Below are 16,629 nucleotides of genomic sequence, written 5' to 3'. Positions count from 1 at the left end.
CCCGTCAGATCGGGTCGCCGAGAATGCCTCCGTCATGTCCGAGTGTGATCATCCAGTCGCTGGAGGGCGGCAGATGGAACTCGAGATTGACGAACAGCGGCGCCTCGATCTGCGGCAGGACCAGCGGATCACCGTGGAACTTGAGCGTCTCCGAACCCGGCAGGACCAGCGGCTGATCGTCCGTCACGTGCGGCAGGACGAAGGCGTCGTCGTCCAACAGCGTCGGCAGGATCTGGGGGGCCAGAATCTTCTCAGCCGGCGGGGGGTAGCTCAGGGTCACGGTCGTGTTGTTGACGAAGCGCAGGACCTCGACGCTATCGACGAAGGTTGATCCATCGCGGCCGGCGACGGTGTCGACAATCCGGTAGCCGTTGCCTTCGACGGCAACGGTGTATTCGGCCGCGACGCCGCGCAGTTGCACCTCATCCTTGCCGGCGCCGCCAAAGACGGTGTCATTGCCGCCCTTGCCGCGCATGATGTCGTCCAGCGCGCCGCCGGTCAGGACGTTGTCCATGGTGTTGCCGTTGCCCACGAACTTGCCGGGGCCGGTGTAGAGCAGGTTCTCGATATTGGCCCCGAGCGTATAGGTGCCGACCCGCGCCTCGATGGTGTCCAGCCCCTCACCCGCCAACTCGACACAGGTGTCGAAGGCGTCGAGGACGTACCAGTCGTCGCCCTGCCCGCCCTGCAGCTGGTTGTTCGCGCCGCCCGAGCCACCCATCAGCAGGTCGGCGCCGCCGCCGCCCAGCAGAGTGTCCGAGCCGACGCCGCCCATCAGGATATTGGAGTTGCCGTCGCCGATCAGAAGGTCGTTGAAGTTCGAACCGGTCAGGTTTTCGATCGAGGTGAAGGTATCGGTCGCGCCGTCCCCGTCGTTGGTGGCCTTTTGCAGGTCCAGCCGGGCGGTCACCCCGGCGGCGGCGAGCGTATAATCGACCGTATCCGTTCCCAGCCCGCCGATCAGCACATCCACACCGCCACGACCGCGCAGGTTATCCGATCCCGCTCCCCCGGTGATGGTGTTGCCCAGCGCATTGCCGGTGCCGTTGAAGTCGCCGTTCCCGCCGAACAGCAGATTCTCGACGTTGTTGGCCAGGACATAGGTGAGAATGCGGGCGTCGACGGTGTCGATGCCGTCGCCGACGAACTCGGTCACGCTGTCGGCGGCTTCCAGCACGTAGATGTCGTCGCCCGCGCCGCCCTGCAGAGCATTCAGCGCCCCGGCGCCGCCCCACAGAACGTCCGCGCCGCCGAGACCCAGCAGGGTGTCAGTCCCCGTCCCGCCCCGCAGCACATTGACGCCGCTGTCGCCGATCAGGGTGTCATTGAAGTTCGATCCAGTCAGATTCTCGATACTCAAGAAGGTGTCCGTGCCACCCTGCCCGTCGTTCGTCGCCTTGTTGGCGTTCAGCTGGGCGGCCACGCCGCTCAAGGCGTCGGCATAGCTCACGGTATCGATCCCGCCGCCGCCGTTCAGCACATCGACGCCGGTGCCGCCGATCAGCGTGTTAGCAGCGCCTGAGCCTGTCAGAACATCTCCGAAGGCCGAGCCGGTCAGGTTCTCGATCGAGATCAGGGTATCGGTGAAGCCGTCGCCATCATTACTGGTCACACCGGCTTCGAGGTTTGCGGTGACGCCGGATCCGGCCGTGGAGTAGTCGGCCAGATCGGTTTCAGCGCCGCCGTCAAGGGTATCGACCCCAGCGCCGCCGACAAGGATGTCGTTCCCGCCGGCTCCGCTCAGAATATTCGACCCGGCGCTGCCTGCGAGACGGTTGTTGAGCTGGTTTCCGGTCAGATCGCCGCTGTTCCCAGCGATCATGGTGGCGTTTTCGAGATGCTGGCCCACAAGACTGAAGCTGATCGAGGAATAGACCAGGTCGGTCCCTTGGCCGTCAAACTCCACCGCCGAGTCGCCGATGTCGTCGACATAGAAGACATCGTCGCCCCAGCCGCCATACATCAGGTCGCCGCCGGTTCCGCCCGTCAGGATGTCGTTCCCGTCGTAACCCGCGAGCGTGTTGTTCCCGCTGTTCCCGGTGATCCGGTTGCCAAGCGAGTTTCCCGTGCCGTCGATGTGCGCCGACCCCAGCAGGGTCAGGTCCTCAACGACATCGCCGAACAGGCTGTAGTGAACCGAGCTCTCCACCCGATCGACCCCCTGCCCTTCGAGCTCGACGACCACGTCGCCCGCGCTGTCGACGACGAAGACGTCGTTACCGAGGCCACCGGTCAGGGTGTCAGCGCCCGTTCCGCCAACCAAGGTGTCGTCGCCGTCGCCCCCGAACAGCGTGTCGTTGCTGCCTGCGCCGTCGACGTAGTTATTCCCGGCATTGCCAGTGATCACGTTGACGAGATTATTCCCGAAAACGTCGACGTTGGAGCCGCCTTGAAGGGTTGCGTTTTCAACGGCCGAGAACAGGCTCAGCGTCACCGTCGAAAAGACGTGATCCACGCCTTCATTGTCGAATTCGTGGAAAGAGTCCTGTTTCGAATCAACGAAGTAGGTGTCGTCTCCTGCGCCGCCGAGCATGACGTCGCCACCCTCGCCGCCGATCAGCGTATCCGCACCACCCTGGCCCTCGATGAAATCGGCGCCTGCGCCGCCATTCAGAACATTGTTGCCGGCATTGCCCTTCACGCCGTTGTCGGTCGAACTGCCGGTGGCGTTCAAATTCGCGAGTCCGGTCAGTTCGATCCGTTCGATGTTGTCGCCATCCTGTAGAACCAGGTCGATGACGCCGCTCGAGATGCCGTCATTCAGACCTTCGTTCGCCAGTTCGACGGCGAGATCGCCGGCGTTGTCGAAGATATAGGTGTCGTTCCCAAGGCCGCCGGTCATCACATCGGCGGCGCCGCCGCCGTCGAGGAAGTTGGCGTCGCTGTTGCCGTGGATCTGATTGACGAGGTCGTTGCCGACGCCCGCCCAGTTGCCTGCACCAACGAGGAAGAGGTTCTCGACGTTGGCCCCGAGCGTATAGCTCGTCGATGAGACGACCGTGTCGACGCCCTCGTTCGCCAATTCGACCGCCTGATCCGCCGTATTGTTGGCGGTGAAGACGTCGTCGCCGAGACCCCCATTCATGATGTCGATGTCCGCGCCACCGTCCAGCTGGTCGTTCCCGCCTCCGCCCGAGAGCACATCGGCCCCGCCCATACCCGACAGCTGATCCGCGCCTTCTCCCCCACTCATGAGGTCGACGAGGTCGTCACCGACGATGACGTCGTCCGCGCCGTCACCCGCAGAAGAACGCCGCACTTGAAGGCGATCGTAGTAAACCTGACCCGTCGTCAGATTGGTTTCCAGACTAACGATGGTGGAATAGCCGTAGCCAGTCAGGGCGTTGTTGACGACATCATTGCCGAGCAGCGGAATACCACGGGCCGCTTGGCTTGCGATGACCTGCCCGGTCGCAGGGTCGACGAGCTTGACCACGACGTCGGTATTCCCGGCCGCGGCATTGTCTCCATACGACACCGCCAGCATGCCGTTGCCGAATCGGGCGATCTGCGGCCCTTCGTCGGCGGTGGCGTTGCCTGCGATCTCGGTGTTGCCGATAAAGGTCCCGGTGAAGCCCCGGCGGCTCAGGGTGATGTCGACATCGCCGTTCCAGCCGTTGTCTTCATAGGCCATGGCGAAACCCGTCGACGTCGCGCAGATGCTGACGTTGCGGTTGATCGTTCCGACCGTGTCCTGCAGCTGGGGCGCCGCGATAACGGCGCCGGTGGCGCTGTAGACGGCGAACCAGATCTCGGTTTCCGCGCCGATCGTGCGGGTCCAGGCCACGGCGAACGTGCCGTTATCCAGGGCTGCGACCTTGGCGTTGCGGTCATCGGCGGTCGTGCCGTCGGCCACGAAGTTGGCGATCACGCCGCCGGCATTGTCGAAGATGCGGATGTCGATGTCGCTGTCCGTTGCCCCAAAATGATCCTCGCAGACGATGACGAGGCCGCCGCCCGTCAATGCGGCGACGTCCGCGTTCGAGGTGTTGGCGTCGATCCCGCTCACCGTATTCAGCACGGTCGCGCCGTTCGGCCCCACAATGCGGAACAGGATGCTGCTGGCGTCTTCGCCGGCGATGACGATGTTCCCGTTGGTCAGCTCGGCCGCGGAAGGGTCAACGCCGGTCACCAGACTGAATGGCGCCAAGCCTGTGTTGCCTGAAGTGGTGCCGGCATCCGTGCCGGCGAAGCCGTATCCGCCGCTGGCAAGGCCGAAGACATCCGCCTCCGCGTCCATGGTTCCTGCGGCGCCTTCTCCAAGGTGGGCCAGACCGTATGTTGTGGTGACAGCCATATTCCGCGTCCTCGCCCGTCCACGCCTGGCGCAGCCGGCAGATTGATCCGTCCACAAGGCCGCCACAGAGCGGCAGACCTGCGACGAGGCTTAGGAGGCGTCGTGTGCACCGTCTTGGCGCTGACCGCATGGAATGGGCGCAGCGCGCACATCGCGCCACTTAATGAAGCCGATCATGTTTACTTTAACCGGGAAACCTTCATTTCTCTTGGTTGATGTATTCGTCAGTTGACGACTGCGGTTGAAGTCGTCATTTCTTGCCGCGCATCGGGGATGACGGCGTCATGGGCGTGCGGATCGATACGAACGCGCTCCCGGAGGTGGACCGCAAGGCCTTCTGGCGCGAGGAAGTCTGCCAGCCGTACATGTATTCCGCGCCCATCTTCCGCAACGAAGAGGCGTTCACCGGCACGCACACGGCTCTGCTCGTCGGCGAAACCGTCTTCATGGATACCGCCACCAGCCAGTACGACGTCATACGCGGCTCGCAGGAGATCAGCCGGTCTCCGATGGATGTCGTCGCGCTGATGCGTGAGCGGTCGGGGGGGCGACGATTTTCTCAGAACGGCCGGAACGCCGCTCTGGAACGTGGCGATTTCATCCTGCTCGATTCCGCGTCGCCGATGAGCGGGGCGATGGCGGCCGCCGGCTCTCTTCAGTGCATCGTCATGCCACGGAGTGCGCTGGGGCGGCGGATAGACGAATTCGAAAACATGACCGCGCGCACCTTGTCCGCAACCAGTCCCGCCGGCGTATTGCTGAATGACTACACGGAGATGGTGCTGCGCCTCTCTCCCACCCAGGACGAGCGGGCCCGCGCCTGGCTCGAGGGCGGTTTCCACGACCTGATCGCGCTCAGTTTCGGCACGGCGATCGACACCCTTGAGACCGGGCCCGCGACGCTGCGCTCGGCCCGTCTCGAGACCATGCTGCGACAGATCGACAAACACTATCGCGATCCCGGCCTGACACCACGGGCAGTCGCCGTGAAAGCCGGCGTGTCGGAACGCTATCTGCACCGGTTGTTCGAACATTCGAGCATGAGCTTCCGCCAGTCGCTGGTTCGGCGCCGGCTGACCGAAGCGCGTCGCTGCCTGAAAGACATCGCAGAGGCGCATCGCTCCATTGCCGACATTGCGTTCGCCAGCGGCTTCGCCGACCTCTCGGGGTTCAACCGGGCATTCAAGAGCGCATACGGCCTCACGCCCAGAGACATGCGCAGTCACATGCTCCACGAGCTGAGCCACGTAGACCGCCACGCCGAGGTCTGATCCCGGGCCTCGACTCGGGCCAAAAAATATTTCAAGCTTCAAATATGTCGACGCGATCCGCCGTCAGAAGCATCGCCATCGTGGGCGCCGGTCCCGGCGGCCTTTACCTCGCCATCTCTCTGAAACTGCGCGATCCATCGCTCGACGTCGTGGTGCATGAGCGTAACCGGCCCGACGACACCTTCGGCTGGGGGGTGGTCTTCTCGGACCAGACGCTCGCCAACCTCAAGGCCAACGATCCCGAGACCGCAGCGATCATCGAGGCGGCCTTCGTCCACTGGGACGACATCGACGTCCACATCCATGGCCAGACCATTCGCTCCGGCGGCCACGGCTTCGCGGGGATCGGTCGGAAGCGTCTGCTGAACATCCTGCAGGATCGGGCCCGTTCCCTCGGCGTCGGCCTGCGGTTCGAGAGCGAGGTCGCCGACATCCGGGCGCTTGACGCCGACACGATCGTGGCCGCCGATGGCCTCAACAGCCGGGTCCGCAACGAGAACCCGGAGACGTTCGGCGTCGACATCGACGTGCGGACCAACAAATACATCTGGCTGGGCACGAACCAGTCGTTCAAAGCCTTCACCTTCGCCTTCGTCGAGACGCCGCACGGCTGGATCTGGGCCCACGCCTACCAGTTCGAGCCGGGCGCCTCGACCTTCATCGTCGAATGTTCGGAGGCGACCTGGCGCGGCCTTGGCTTCGACGCCATGGATCAGGACCAGACCTGCCGCGCGGCCGAGGGCCTGTTCGCCGAGTGGCTGGGCGGCCATGCCCTGATCAGCAACGCCCGCCACCTGCGCGGCTCGGCCTGGCTGAACTTCCCGCGGGTGGCCTGTTCGAACTGGCGTGACGGCAAGGTCGTGCTGATGGGCGACGCAGCCCACACCGCCCACTTCTCCATAGGTTCGGGGACGAAGCTGGCCTTCGAGGACGCCATCCACCTGGCCCGCGCCCTGACCGAAGGCGGTGACCTCGACGCCGCCCTCGCCGCCTATGAGGCCGAGCGCCGGGTCGAGGTGCTGAAGCTGCAGAGCGCGGCCCGCAACTCGACCGAGTGGTTCGAGACGGTCGACCGCTATGTCGGCCTCGATCCGATGCAGTTCGCCTACAGCCTGCTGACCCGCAGCCAGCGCGTCAGCCACGAGAACCTGCGCCTTCGCGACCGCGACTTCCTGACCGGGGTCGAGCGCTGGTTCGCCGAGGCCGCCGGCGCTCCGCCCTCCTCCGCACCGCCGCCGCCCATGTTCGCGCCGCTGCGCCTGCGCGGCCTGACGGTGCCGAACCGCGTCGTCGTCTCGCCCATGTGTATGTATTCGGCCGAGGATGGCACGGTCGGCGACTTCCACCTCGTGCACCTCGGCGGCCGGGCGCTGGGCGGGGCGGGCCTCGTCTTCACCGAAATGACCGACGTCTCCGCCGACGCCCGGATCACCCCCGGCTGCGCCGGCATGTATCGGCCGGAGCACCGCGACGCCTGGACCCGCATCGTCGACTTCGTCCATGCTCAAGGCTCGCGCATCGCGCTCCAGCTCGCCCATGCAGGGCGCAAGGGCTCGGTCGAACGGCCGTGGGGCCCGCGCGCCGATCAACCATTGATTCAGGACGGCTGGGGGCTGATCGCCCCCTCCTCCATCCCCTGGTCCGACGGCGATCAAGTTCCGCGGGCGATGACCCGCGCAGACATGGACCGCGTCCGCGACGACTTCGTGCGCGCCGTGGGCTGGGCGGACGAGGCAGGGTTCGACATGGTCGAACTGCACTGCGCCCACGGCTATCTGCTGTCGTCCTTCCTGACCCCGCTCTCCAATCAGCGCACCGACGAATACGGCGGCTCGCTGGGCAACCGCCTTCGTTTCCCGCTCGAGGTCTTCGCCGCCATGAGGGCCGTATGGCCGGACGACAAGCCGATGTCCGTCCGCCTGTCCGCCACCGACTGGGTCGACGAAGGCATCACGCCGGAGGAGTCCGTCGCCATCGCCCGCGCCTTCGCCGACGCCGGCTGCGACCTGATCGACGTCTCGGCGGGCCAGACCTCGGAACAGGCGCGACCCGTCTACGGCCGCATGTTCCAGACGCCCCTGAGCGACCGCATCCGCAATGAGGCGGGCGTCGCCACCATGGCCGTCGGCAACATCTACGAGACCGATCACGTCAACAGCATCCTCGCGGCCGGCCGCGCCGACCTGTGCGCCCTCGCCCGGCCCCATCTGGCCGATCCGAACTGGAGCCTGAGGGCTGCCGCGGAGCTCGGCTGGCGCGGCGTCCAGCCGCCGGTGCAGTACCGCCAAGGCTTCGCCCAACTGGCCCGCAACCTCGAAAAACAGCAGCAGGCCGGCCCCGTATGAGCCTCTCCGGACATCATGCCGTGGTCACCGGCGCAGGCTCGGGCATCGGCCGCGCGACCGCCGAGCGGCTGGCCGAGGCCGGCTGTCAGGTCACCCTCATCGGCCGCCACATCGGGCGACTGAACGAGAGCGCGGACCGCATCGGCGACCTCGCCTTCGCCGCCCCCGCCGACGTCACGGACCCCGACGCCCTCGCCGCGGCCATTGAGGCCGGACGCGACCGGTTCGGGCCGATCGACATCCTCGTAAACAACGCCGGCGCCGCCACCTCCGCGCCCTTCCTCAAGACCAGCGCCGACAACCTCCGCGCCATGCTGGCCCTGAACCTTGAGGCGCCCGCCGAGGCCGCACGGCTGGTCCTGCCCGGCATGCTGACCCGCCGCTGGGGCCGCATCGTCAACGTCGCCTCGACCGCGGGAGTGAAGGGCTATGCCTACGTCTCGGCCTATGTCGCAGCCAAGCACGGCCTCGTCGGCCTGACGCGAGCGCTGGCCATGGAGGTCGCCTCGAAGGGCGTCACCGTCAACGCCGTCTGCCCCGGCTTCACCGACACCGATCTCGTCGCCCGCTCCGTCGACGCCATCGTCGGCAAGACCGGCCGTAGCGAAGACGAGGCGCGCACCGCCCTCGCCGCCTCCAATCCTCAAGGCCGGCTGATCACCCCCGACGAAGTGGCCCAGACCATCGTCTGGCTGTGCGGCGACGGCGCCTCCGGGATCAACGGCGCGGCCCTGCCCGTGGCGGGAGGCGAGCTGTGACCGCCGCCGCTCCCCTGCCGGACAGACTCGGCGGCGCGCCCGACGGCAAGCGCTCCCTCCGCCTGTGGCTGCGGCTGCTGACCTGCGCCACCACCATCGAACAGACCATCTCCCAGCGGCTGCGCGACGAGTTCGGCTCGACCCTCCCCCGGTTCGACATGCTGTCGGCGCTCGACCGCGCGGGCGAGGCCGGCCTGACCATGGGCGAGGTTTCCCGCATGCTGATGGTCTCCAACGGCAACGTCACTGGCCTGTCCCAACGGCTCAAGGCCGATGGCCTGATCGAACACCTTCCCGGCGCCGACCGCCGGGTGCAGCGCGTCCGCCTGACCGCCGCCGGACGCACCCGTTTCGCCGCCATGGCCCGGGCGCACGAGCACTGGATCGAGACCCTTCTCGGCGGCCTGACCGGGGTCGAGGCCGAAGACCTGACCGCCCTGCTCGAGCAGACCAAACGCTCGCTCCGGGCCGCTGTTCACGAGGATGCCCACCCATGAAGGCGCGCGAATACAAGGCCGAACATTTCCTCTGGTCCGTCGATGACGACGGCGTGGCCGTGCTGACCCTCAACCGGCCGGAGCGGAAGAACCCGCTCACCTTCGAGTCCTACGCCGAGATGCGCGACCTGTTCCGCGCCCTGGTCCACGCGCGCGACTGCAAGGTGGTGATCGTCACCGGCGCGGGCGGGAACTTCTCATCCGGCGGTGACGTGCACGAGATCATCGGTCCACTGACCGAAATGGCCATGCCTGCCCTGCTCGACTTCACCCGCATGACCGGCGATCTGGTCAAGGGCATGCGCGGCTGTCCGCAGCCGATCATCGCCGCGCTGGACGGAGTCTGCGTCGGCGCGGGCGCCATCATGGCCATGGCCTCGGACCTGCGGATCGCCACTGCGCGGACGAAGACGGCCTTCCTGTTCACCCGGGTCGGTCTGGCCGGCTGCGACATGGGCGCCTGCGCCATCCTGCCTCGCCAGATCGGTCAGGGCCGGGCGTCCGAACTGCTGTTCACCGGCCGGGTCATGACCGCCGACGAAGGCGAGCGCTGGGGCTTCCACAACCGCCTGGTCGAGCCCGACGCCCTGTTGGAAGCCGCCCGTGATCTGGCCGTCTCGCTGGCCAGGGGACCAACCTTCGCCCACGGCGTCACCAAGAACCAGCTCAACGTCGAATGGGACATGAGCCTCGACGCCGCCATCGAGGCCGAGGCCCAGGCCCAGGCCATCTGCATGCAGACCAACGACTTCCGCCGCGCCTACGAAGCCTTCGCGGCGAAACGCGAGCCGGTGTTCGAGGGGGACTGAGCATGGGCGACCGCACCTTCCTCGACTGGCCCTTCTTCGAGGACCGCCACCGCGCCTTCGCCGCCGATCTGGAGGCGTGGGCCTCGGCGAACACCGATGCGCTGGAACTGCACGGCGACCACGACCTCGACGGCGACTGCCGCGCCATCCTCAGGTCTCTGGCCGAGGGCGGATGGCTCCGGAAGGCCGTGCCCGACGCGAACGGCAGGCTTGACGTCCGCACCCTCTGCCTCACCCGCGAGACGCTCGCCCGCCGCTCCGGTCTCGCCGACTTCGTCTTCGCCATGCAGGGTCTTGGCTCCGGCCCGATCAGCCTGTTCGCGACCGACGACCAGAAGGCCCGCTGGCTGCCCGGCGTCGCCTCCGGCGAGACCATCGCCGCCTTCGCCCTGTCCGAACCCGAGGCCGGCTCCGACGTCGCCGCCCTGTCCACCACCGCCCGCCGCGAAGGCGACCACTGGGTGCTGGACGGGACCAAGACCTTCATCTCCAACGGCGGCCTGGCCGACCGCTATGTCGTCTTCGCCCGCACCGGCGAGGGCGGCGCCAAGGGCCTCGGCGCCTTCGTGGTGGACGCCGACACGCCCGGTTGCGAGATCGTCGAGCGCATCCCCCTGATGGCCGCCCACCCGCTGGCCACGATCCGGTTCAATCAGTGCCGCATCGACGCCGACCGCATCCTCGGCGCGCCGGGCGAGGGCTTCCGCATCGCCATGGCCACGCTGGACGTGTTCCGCTCCACCGTCGCCGCGGCCGCCCTCGGCTTCTCCCGCCGCGCCTTCGACGAGGCCGCCGCCCGCGCGACGTCGCGCACCCTGTTCGGCGCCCCGATGAGCGACCTCCAGCTGGTGCAGGCCTCGCTGGCGGACATGGCGCTAAAGATCGACGCCTCGGCCCTGCTGATCTACCGCGCCGCCTGGCTGAAGGATCAGGGCGCGCCGCGCGTGACCCGCGAGGCGGCCATGGCCAAGCTCTACGCCACGGACGAGGCGCAGCAGGTCATCGACGCGGCCGTGCAGATATTCGGCGGCCTCGGCGTCACGGCGGGCCATCCGGTGGAGCGGCTCTATCGCGAGATTCGCGCCCTGCGCATCTACGAGGGCGCCTCCGAGGTGCAGAAGATCGTCATCGCCCGGCAGGCGCTGGCGGCCATGGCGGGCGGCGCCCATGGCTGAGACGGCCCACCTCGACCGCTTCGTCCTCGACCACCTGCCGCCGAAGGACCAGCAGCCGGAGTTCATTTTCGGCCTGCCTGAACTGGTCTATCCGGAGCGGCTCAACGCCGGCGCCGAGCTGCTCCGCCGCGCCATTGCCGCCGCCGGGCCGGACGGTCGCGCCCTGATCGATCACGACCACGAGTTCTCGTGGAGCCGGGTAGACCTGATCTCCGACCGGATGGCCAAGGTGCTGGTCGAGCAGATGGGTCTGGTCCCCGGCAATCGCGTCCTGCTGCACGGCCCGAACAGTTCGTGGACCGTCCTCGCGTGGTTCGCCATCCTCAAGGCCGGCGGCGTGGTCGTGGCCACCATGCCCATGCTCCGCGCCTCCGAACTGACGACGGTGATCGACAAGGCCCGGATCAGCCACGCCCTCGTCTATGAGACGCTCGCCGACGCCGTGACCGAAGCACGCGCCGGAACGGCCTGCCTCACCCATGTCATGACCTCGGCCGAACTGCAGCGCGCCGCCCAGTCCTTGCCGGCCGGCACACGCTTCGATGCCGTCGCTGCCGCGGCCGATGACCCGGCCCTGATCGCCTTCACCTCCGGCACCACTGGCAAGCCCAAGGGCTGCGTCCATTTCCATCGCGACGTCCTCGCCATGGCCGACACCTTCGCCCGGCACACGCTCGACCTCACGCCTGGAGATGTCGTCGTCGGCACCCCGCCGATCGCCTTCACCTTCGGGCTCGGAGGTCTCGTGGTCTTCCCGGCCGCCGCCGGCGCCGCCACCGCCTTCGTGCCCTGCCCCGGCTTTGACGCCCTTGCGGAAACCATCGAGCGCTGCCGCGCCACCGCCATCTTCACCGCCCCGACCGGCTACCGCACCCTGCTCAAGCTGGCGGACCAGCACGATCTGTCGTCGCTGCGCACCTGCGTCTCCGCCGGCGAGGCCCTGCCCGCGGCAACCTCCGACGCATGGCATGAGGCCACCGGCGTGCGCATCATCGACGGCATCGGCTCGACCGAGATGATCCACATCTTTATCTCGGCAAGCGGCGACGACATTCGCCCCGGCTCCACCGGCAGGGCGGTCCCTGGATACGAGGCCCGCATCATGGACGCCGAGGGCCACCCGCTGCCGCCGGGCGAGACCGGCCGCCTCGCCGTCCGCGGCCCCACCGGCTGCCGCTATCTCGACGATCCGCGCCAGTCCGCCTACGTCCAGAACGGCTGGAACCTGACCGGCGACGTCTATCGGCTCGATGAGGACGGCTATTTCTGGTTCGTCGCCCGCGCCGACGACATGATCATCTCCTCCGGCTACAACATCGGCGCGCCCGAGGTGGAGGACGCCCTGCTGCGCCATCCCGCGGTCGCCGAGGCCGCCGTCATCGGCGCCCCGGACGAGGAACGCGGTCAGATCGTCAAGGCCTTCATCGTCCTCAACCCCGGCCACGAGGCCTCCGATGACCTCCGCTCCGGCCTGCAGACCCACGTCAAATCCGTCATCGCCCCCTACAAATACCCCCGCGCGCTCGACTTCGTGGACGCCCTGCCCAAGACCCAGACGGGCAAGCTGCAGCGTTTCAGATTGAAGGCCGACGCATGACCGGCCAGACCTTCACCACCGCCCGCCGCGTGCGCTTCGCCGACTGCGACGCCGCCGGCATCGTCTTCTTCCCGCGCTATTTCGAGATGCTGAATGGCGTCGTCGAGGACTGGTTCGCCGGGCCCTTGGGCGCCTCCTTCCGCGAACTCCACCTCGAGCGCCACGTCAGCGTCCCGACCGCCGCCGTCGAGGCCCGCTTCATCGCCCCGTCGCGGCTCGAGGACGACCTGACCTTCGCCCTGACCGTCACTCGTCTGGGCGGCGCCTCCTGCGGCCTGCGCCATCGCATCAGCGCCGGAGATCAGCTCCGTTTCGAGGCGACCCAGACCATCGTCTACGTCGGCGCCTCCCTGAAGCCTGAGCCGTGGCCCGACGCCCTGCGCGCCCGCATCCAGCCCTTCGTGGAGACCCCGGCATGAACCGCGTCCTGCTGCCCGAAGGCTGGCCCCGACCCAGGGGCTATTCCAATGGCGTCGAGGCGAGCGGCCGGATGGTCTTCGTCGCCGGCCAGATCGGCTGGGACGTACAGGGCCGCTTCCCCACCGGCTTCGCCGCCCAGTTCCGGCAGACCCTCGACAACACCCTCGCCGTCCTCGCCGAAGCCGGCGCGGGCCCCGAACACATGGTCCGCATGACCTGGTACGTGGTCGACAAGGCCGAATACCTGGCCGCCCTGCGGGAGATCGGCGCGGTCTGGCGCGAGCGGATCGGGGCCCACTACCCGGCGATGGCCGTGGTCGAGGTGAAGGGCCTGATCGAGGACGCCGCCCGGGTCGAGATCGAAACCACCGCCGTCGTTCCTGTCGCCTGACCGCTTGATCCCACGGCCCCGCTCGGTCAGGGTCGCGCACTTCCCAGCCGGACCACCGCCTTGCCCTTGCCCGACGACCGCTATCTCGACCAGTTGGAGGCGGAATCCATCCAGATCATGCGTGAGGTCGCGGCCCAGTGCGCCCGCCCTGTCATGCTGTTCTCGGCTGGCAAGGATTCGGCGGTCATGCTGCATCTGGCGCGCAAGGCCTTCTTCCCGGCCCCGCCGCCCTTCCCGCTGCTGCACGTCGATACGACCTGGAAATTTCGCGAGATGTACGACTTCCGCAACCGCGCGGCGGCCGAGGCCGGCATGGATCTGCTGGTCTGGCGCAATCCGGAGGCCGAGGCGCAGGGCATCAACCCCTTCGATCACGGCGCCACCGTCCATACCGACCTTTGGAAGACCCAGGGCCTCAAGCAGGCGCTGGACCACTACGGCTTCGACGCGGCCTTCGGCGGCGCCCGGCGCGACGAGGAGAAGAGCCGCGCCAAGGAACGCATCTTCTCCTTCCGCACCCGGACCCACGTCTGGGACCCCAAGGCCCAGCGGCCGGAGCTCTGGCGGCTCTACAACGCCCGCGTTCACAAGGGCGAGTCGGTCCGCGTCTTCCCCCTGTCCAACTGGACCGAGATGGATGTCTGGCGCTACGTCCGGCGTGAGGAGATCGAGGTCGTCTCCCTCTATTTCGCCGCCGAACGTCCGGTGGTCGAGCGGGAGGGGGCCCTGATCATGCTCGACGACGACCGCATGGCCCCGCACCCCGGCGAGACGGTGCAGAGGCGGCGCGTGCGCTTCCGCACCCTGGGCTGCTATCCGCTGACCGGCGCCATCGACAGCGACGCCGCCGACCTGCCCGCCGTCATCGCCGAGATGGCCGCCTCCCGCGCCTCCGAGCGGCAGGGCCGGACCATCGATCGCGACCCCTCCGCCTCTATGGAGATCAAGAAGCGGGAGGGCTATTTCTGATGGCCCGCGACCTCGTCCGCCTGATCACCTGCGGCTCCGTCGACGACGGCAAGTCGACCCTGATCGGTCGCCTTCTGCACGACGCCGGCGCCGTGCCCGACGACCAGCTGGCCGCCATCCGCACCGCGTCCGGCGAGCCCGACTTCTCGCGCCTGTTCGACGGCCTCGACGCCGAGCGCGAACAGGGCATCACCATCGACGTCGCCTACCGCCATTTCGAGACGGCCGGCCGCCGCTTCATCCTCGCCGACACGCCGGGCCACCCGCAGTACACGCGCAATATGGTCACCGCGGCCTCGACGGCCGATATCGCTATCGTTCTGGTCGACGCCCGCAAGGGGCTTCTGCCCCAGACCCGCCGGCATTCATATCTGGTCAGCCTGCTGGGCGTCCGGCGCGTGCTGCTGGCGGTCAACAAAATGGATCTGGTCGGCTGGTCGCAGGACCTGTTCGACGAGATCGCAACCGACTACCGCGCCCTCGCCGCCGAGCTGGGCCTGACCGAAGTCACAGCCATCCCGGTCTCCGGCCTCGAGGGCGACAATGTCGTCGCTCGTTCCGCCAACCAGCCCTGGTACGACGGCCCAACCCTGCTGGAGTGGCTCGAGACCACCGATCTGGCCGAGGCCGAACCCGGCCCGTTCCGCATGCCGGTGCAGTGGGTCAATCGGCCCGACGCCGACTTCCGCGGCTATGCCGGCCGGATCATCAGCGGCATCGTGCGGCCCGGCGACGCCCTCAGGGTCCTGCCCTCCGGTCGCGACGCCACGGTCGATCGCATCGTCGCCATGGGCGGCGATCTGACCGAGGCCGGCCCGGGCCAGTCGGTCACCCTGACCCTGACCGATCACCTCGATGTCTCCCGCGGCGACTTGCTTGCCGCCGCCGATGCCCCGCCCGAGGCCGCCGACCAGTTCGAGGCCCACGTCGTCTGGATGGCCGACGCGCCCCTGCTGCCCGGCCGCGCCTATGTGGTGAAACTGGGCTCGGCCACCGTCACGGGCCAGGTCACCGACATCCGCCACAAGGTCAATGTCGAGACGCTGGAGCCGCTCGCCGCCCGCACGCTTGAGCTTAACGACATCGGCGTCTGCCACCTGCACCTCGACGCGCCTCTTGTGTTCGAGCCCTATTCGGTCAGCCGCGACCTCGGCGGCCTGATCCTGATCGACCGCCAGACCAATGAGACCGTCGGCGCCGGCCTGATCAACTTCGCCCTGCGCCGCTCAGCCAACGTCCAGTGGCAGGCGCTCGACGTCGGCCGCGCCGAACGCGCCGCGCTGAAGCGCCAGAAGCCGCTGGTGCTGTGGTTCACCGGTCTGTCCGGCGCCGGCAAGTCGACCATCGCCAACCTCGTCGACAAGCGGCTGTTCGCCGACGGCCGGCACACCTTCATGCTGGACGGCGACAACGTCCGCCACGGTCTCAATCAGGACCTCGGTTTCACCGACGCCGACCGGGTCGAGAACATCCGCCGCATCACCGAGGTCGCCCGGCTGATGGCCGACGCCGGCCTGATCGTGCTGGTCTCCGCCATCTCGCCCTTCGCCGCCGAGCGCCGCATGGCGCGCGAACGGATGGCTCCGGGCGAGTTCGTCGAGATCTTCGTCGACGCCCCGCTGGAGGTGGTCGAGGCCCGCGACGTCAAGGGCCTCTACCGCAAGGCCCGCGCCGGCGACCTGACCAATTTCACCGGCATCGACAGCCCCTACGAGCGGCCCGGGAACCCGGACATCCGCATCGACGCCGCCGCCCTGACGCCGGAACAGGCGTGCGAGCGGATCATCGAGGCGATCCGCGACCGCATCTGACCCTCAGCCGTCGCGGAATTTCCACTTCATCGCCAGCACCCCGCCCGACATGACCAGGGCGCAGGCGTTGGCGATGGTGATCGGCCAGGCCTCGGTCATGACGCCATAGGCCGTCCACAGCACGAAACAGGTCACCGTCAGCGAATAGGTCTTCAGCGAGACGGACGACGCGTCCTTGGTCTTCCAGATCTTGACCATCTGCGGCGCGAAACTGGTGATCGAACACAGGGCGGCGGCGGACCCGACGGCGTTGGCGGCAAAGCTCATCCGCCCCAAAGGCTTGACCGCC

Annotated in this window: 13 protein-coding genes; 11 read left to right on the top strand and 2 right to left on the bottom strand. The window is 67.8% G+C overall.

Features of this window, described 5'->3' with window-relative positions; translation table 11 throughout:
- Positions 1 to 4: 4 nt before the first annotated feature.
- Positions 5 to 4,297 (bottom strand): beta strand repeat-containing protein, encoded by a 4,293-nt coding sequence (locus GGQ87_RS09710; RefSeq protein ID WP_168046953.1) that lies wholly within the window; start codon positions 4,295 to 4,297, stop codon positions 5 to 7.
- A gap of 257 nt (positions 4,298 to 4,554) precedes the next feature.
- Here GGQ87_RS09710 and GGQ87_RS09705 point away from each other — a divergent pair, with 257 nt between their 5' ends.
- Genes GGQ87_RS09705 through cysC form a run of 11 tightly spaced genes read left to right on the top strand, consistent with a single transcriptional unit; the run spans position 4,555 to position 16,340 of the window.
- Positions 4,555 to 5,568, top strand: coding sequence for a helix-turn-helix domain-containing protein (locus GGQ87_RS09705; RefSeq protein ID WP_168046951.1), 1,014 nt, complete (start codon positions 4,555 to 4,557; stop codon positions 5,566 to 5,568).
- Between the two features lie 44 nt (positions 5,569 to 5,612).
- Positions 5,613 to 7,913, top strand: a complete 2,301-nt coding sequence (locus GGQ87_RS09700) for a bifunctional salicylyl-CoA 5-hydroxylase/oxidoreductase (RefSeq protein ID WP_168046949.1) — start codon at positions 5,613 to 5,615, stop codon at positions 7,911 to 7,913.
- Positions 7,910 to 8,671, top strand: a complete 762-nt coding sequence (locus GGQ87_RS09695) for an SDR family NAD(P)-dependent oxidoreductase (RefSeq protein ID WP_168046947.1) — start codon at positions 7,910 to 7,912, stop codon at positions 8,669 to 8,671. Before GGQ87_RS09700 ends, GGQ87_RS09695 begins: the two co-directional genes overlap by 4 nt.
- Positions 8,668 to 9,168 carry a MarR family transcriptional regulator gene (locus tag GGQ87_RS15420; RefSeq protein WP_168046945.1) on the top strand — a complete coding sequence of 167 codons (501 nt, stop codon included), beginning with the start codon at positions 8,668 to 8,670 and terminating at the stop codon, positions 9,166 to 9,168. Before GGQ87_RS09695 ends, GGQ87_RS15420 begins: the two co-directional genes overlap by 4 nt.
- Complete coding sequence (locus GGQ87_RS09685) at positions 9,165 to 9,977, top strand: enoyl-CoA hydratase family protein (protein WP_168046943.1); 813 nt, start codon at positions 9,165 to 9,167, stop codon at positions 9,975 to 9,977. Before GGQ87_RS15420 ends, GGQ87_RS09685 begins: the two co-directional genes overlap by 4 nt.
- A gap of 2 nt (positions 9,978 to 9,979) precedes the next feature.
- The gene (locus tag GGQ87_RS09680) at positions 9,980 to 11,152 is read left to right on the top strand and encodes an acyl-CoA dehydrogenase family protein (protein WP_168046941.1); all 1,173 of its coding nucleotides are present in this window, start codon (positions 9,980 to 9,982) and stop codon (positions 11,150 to 11,152) included.
- The gene (locus GGQ87_RS09675; RefSeq protein ID WP_168046939.1) at positions 11,145 to 12,749 is read left to right on the top strand and encodes an AMP-binding protein; all 1,605 of its coding nucleotides are present in this window, start codon (positions 11,145 to 11,147) and stop codon (positions 12,747 to 12,749) included. The genes GGQ87_RS09680 and GGQ87_RS09675 overlap by 8 nt, the downstream gene beginning before the upstream one ends.
- The gene (locus tag GGQ87_RS09670) at positions 12,746 to 13,168 is read left to right on the top strand and encodes an acyl-CoA thioesterase (RefSeq protein WP_168046937.1); all 423 of its coding nucleotides are present in this window, start codon (positions 12,746 to 12,748) and stop codon (positions 13,166 to 13,168) included. The genes GGQ87_RS09675 and GGQ87_RS09670 overlap by 4 nt, the downstream gene beginning before the upstream one ends.
- Positions 13,165 to 13,560 (top strand): RidA family protein, encoded by a 396-nt coding sequence (locus GGQ87_RS09665; RefSeq protein ID WP_168046935.1) that lies wholly within the window; start codon positions 13,165 to 13,167, stop codon positions 13,558 to 13,560. Before GGQ87_RS09670 ends, GGQ87_RS09665 begins: the two co-directional genes overlap by 4 nt.
- 60 nt (positions 13,561 to 13,620) lie before the next feature.
- Positions 13,621 to 14,529 (top strand): sulfate adenylyltransferase subunit CysD, encoded by a 909-nt coding sequence (gene cysD, locus GGQ87_RS09660; protein ID WP_280644102.1) that lies wholly within the window; start codon positions 13,621 to 13,623, stop codon positions 14,527 to 14,529.
- The gene (gene cysC / locus GGQ87_RS09655; protein WP_168046933.1) at positions 14,529 to 16,340 is read left to right on the top strand and encodes an adenylyl-sulfate kinase; all 1,812 of its coding nucleotides are present in this window, start codon (positions 14,529 to 14,531) and stop codon (positions 16,338 to 16,340) included. The genes cysD and cysC overlap by 1 nt, the downstream gene beginning before the upstream one ends.
- 3 nt (positions 16,341 to 16,343) lie before the next feature.
- Here cysC and GGQ87_RS09650 read toward each other — a convergent pair whose 3' ends face one another.
- Positions 16,344 to 16,607, bottom strand: a complete 264-nt coding sequence (locus tag GGQ87_RS09650; RefSeq protein WP_168046931.1) for a SemiSWEET family sugar transporter — start codon at positions 16,605 to 16,607, stop codon at positions 16,344 to 16,346.
- Positions 16,608 to 16,629: the final 22 nt, after the last annotated feature.

Origin of the sequence: Brevundimonas alba (assembly GCF_011927945.1) — a bacterium.
Classification (GTDB): Bacteria; Pseudomonadota; Alphaproteobacteria; order Caulobacterales; family Caulobacteraceae; genus Brevundimonas; species Brevundimonas alba.
The sequence above is the reverse complement of the archived record's forward strand: the minus strand, read 5'-3'. Positions and strand labels throughout refer to the sequence as shown.

Bases quoted from the DNA above. Each gene is read 5' to 3' on its own strand.
- GGQ87_RS09710 (WP_168046953.1), bottom strand. From the start codon at position 4,297: ATGGCTGTCACCACAACATACGGTCTGGCCCACCTTGGAGAAGGCGCC.
- GGQ87_RS09700 (WP_168046949.1), top strand. From the start codon at position 5,613: ATGTCGACGCGATCCGCCGTCAGAAGCATCGCCATCGTGGGCGCCGGT.
- GGQ87_RS09695 (WP_168046947.1), top strand. From the start codon at position 7,910: ATGAGCCTCTCCGGACATCATGCCGTGGTCACCGGCGCAGGCTCGGGC.
- GGQ87_RS09685 (WP_168046943.1), top strand. From the start codon at position 9,165: ATGAAGGCGCGCGAATACAAGGCCGAACATTTCCTCTGGTCCGTCGAT.
- GGQ87_RS09680 (WP_168046941.1), top strand. From the start codon at position 9,980: ATGGGCGACCGCACCTTCCTCGACTGGCCCTTCTTCGAGGACCGCCAC.
- GGQ87_RS09675 (WP_168046939.1), top strand. From the start codon at position 11,145: ATGGCTGAGACGGCCCACCTCGACCGCTTCGTCCTCGACCACCTGCCG.
- GGQ87_RS09670 (WP_168046937.1), top strand. From the start codon at position 12,746: ATGACCGGCCAGACCTTCACCACCGCCCGCCGCGTGCGCTTCGCCGAC.
- GGQ87_RS09665 (WP_168046935.1), top strand. From the start codon at position 13,165: ATGAACCGCGTCCTGCTGCCCGAAGGCTGGCCCCGACCCAGGGGCTAT.
- cysC (WP_168046933.1), top strand. From the start codon at position 14,529: ATGGCCCGCGACCTCGTCCGCCTGATCACCTGCGGCTCCGTCGACGAC.
- GGQ87_RS09650 (WP_168046931.1), bottom strand. From the start codon at position 16,607: ATGAGCTTTGCCGCCAACGCCGTCGGGTCCGCCGCCGCCCTGTGTTCG.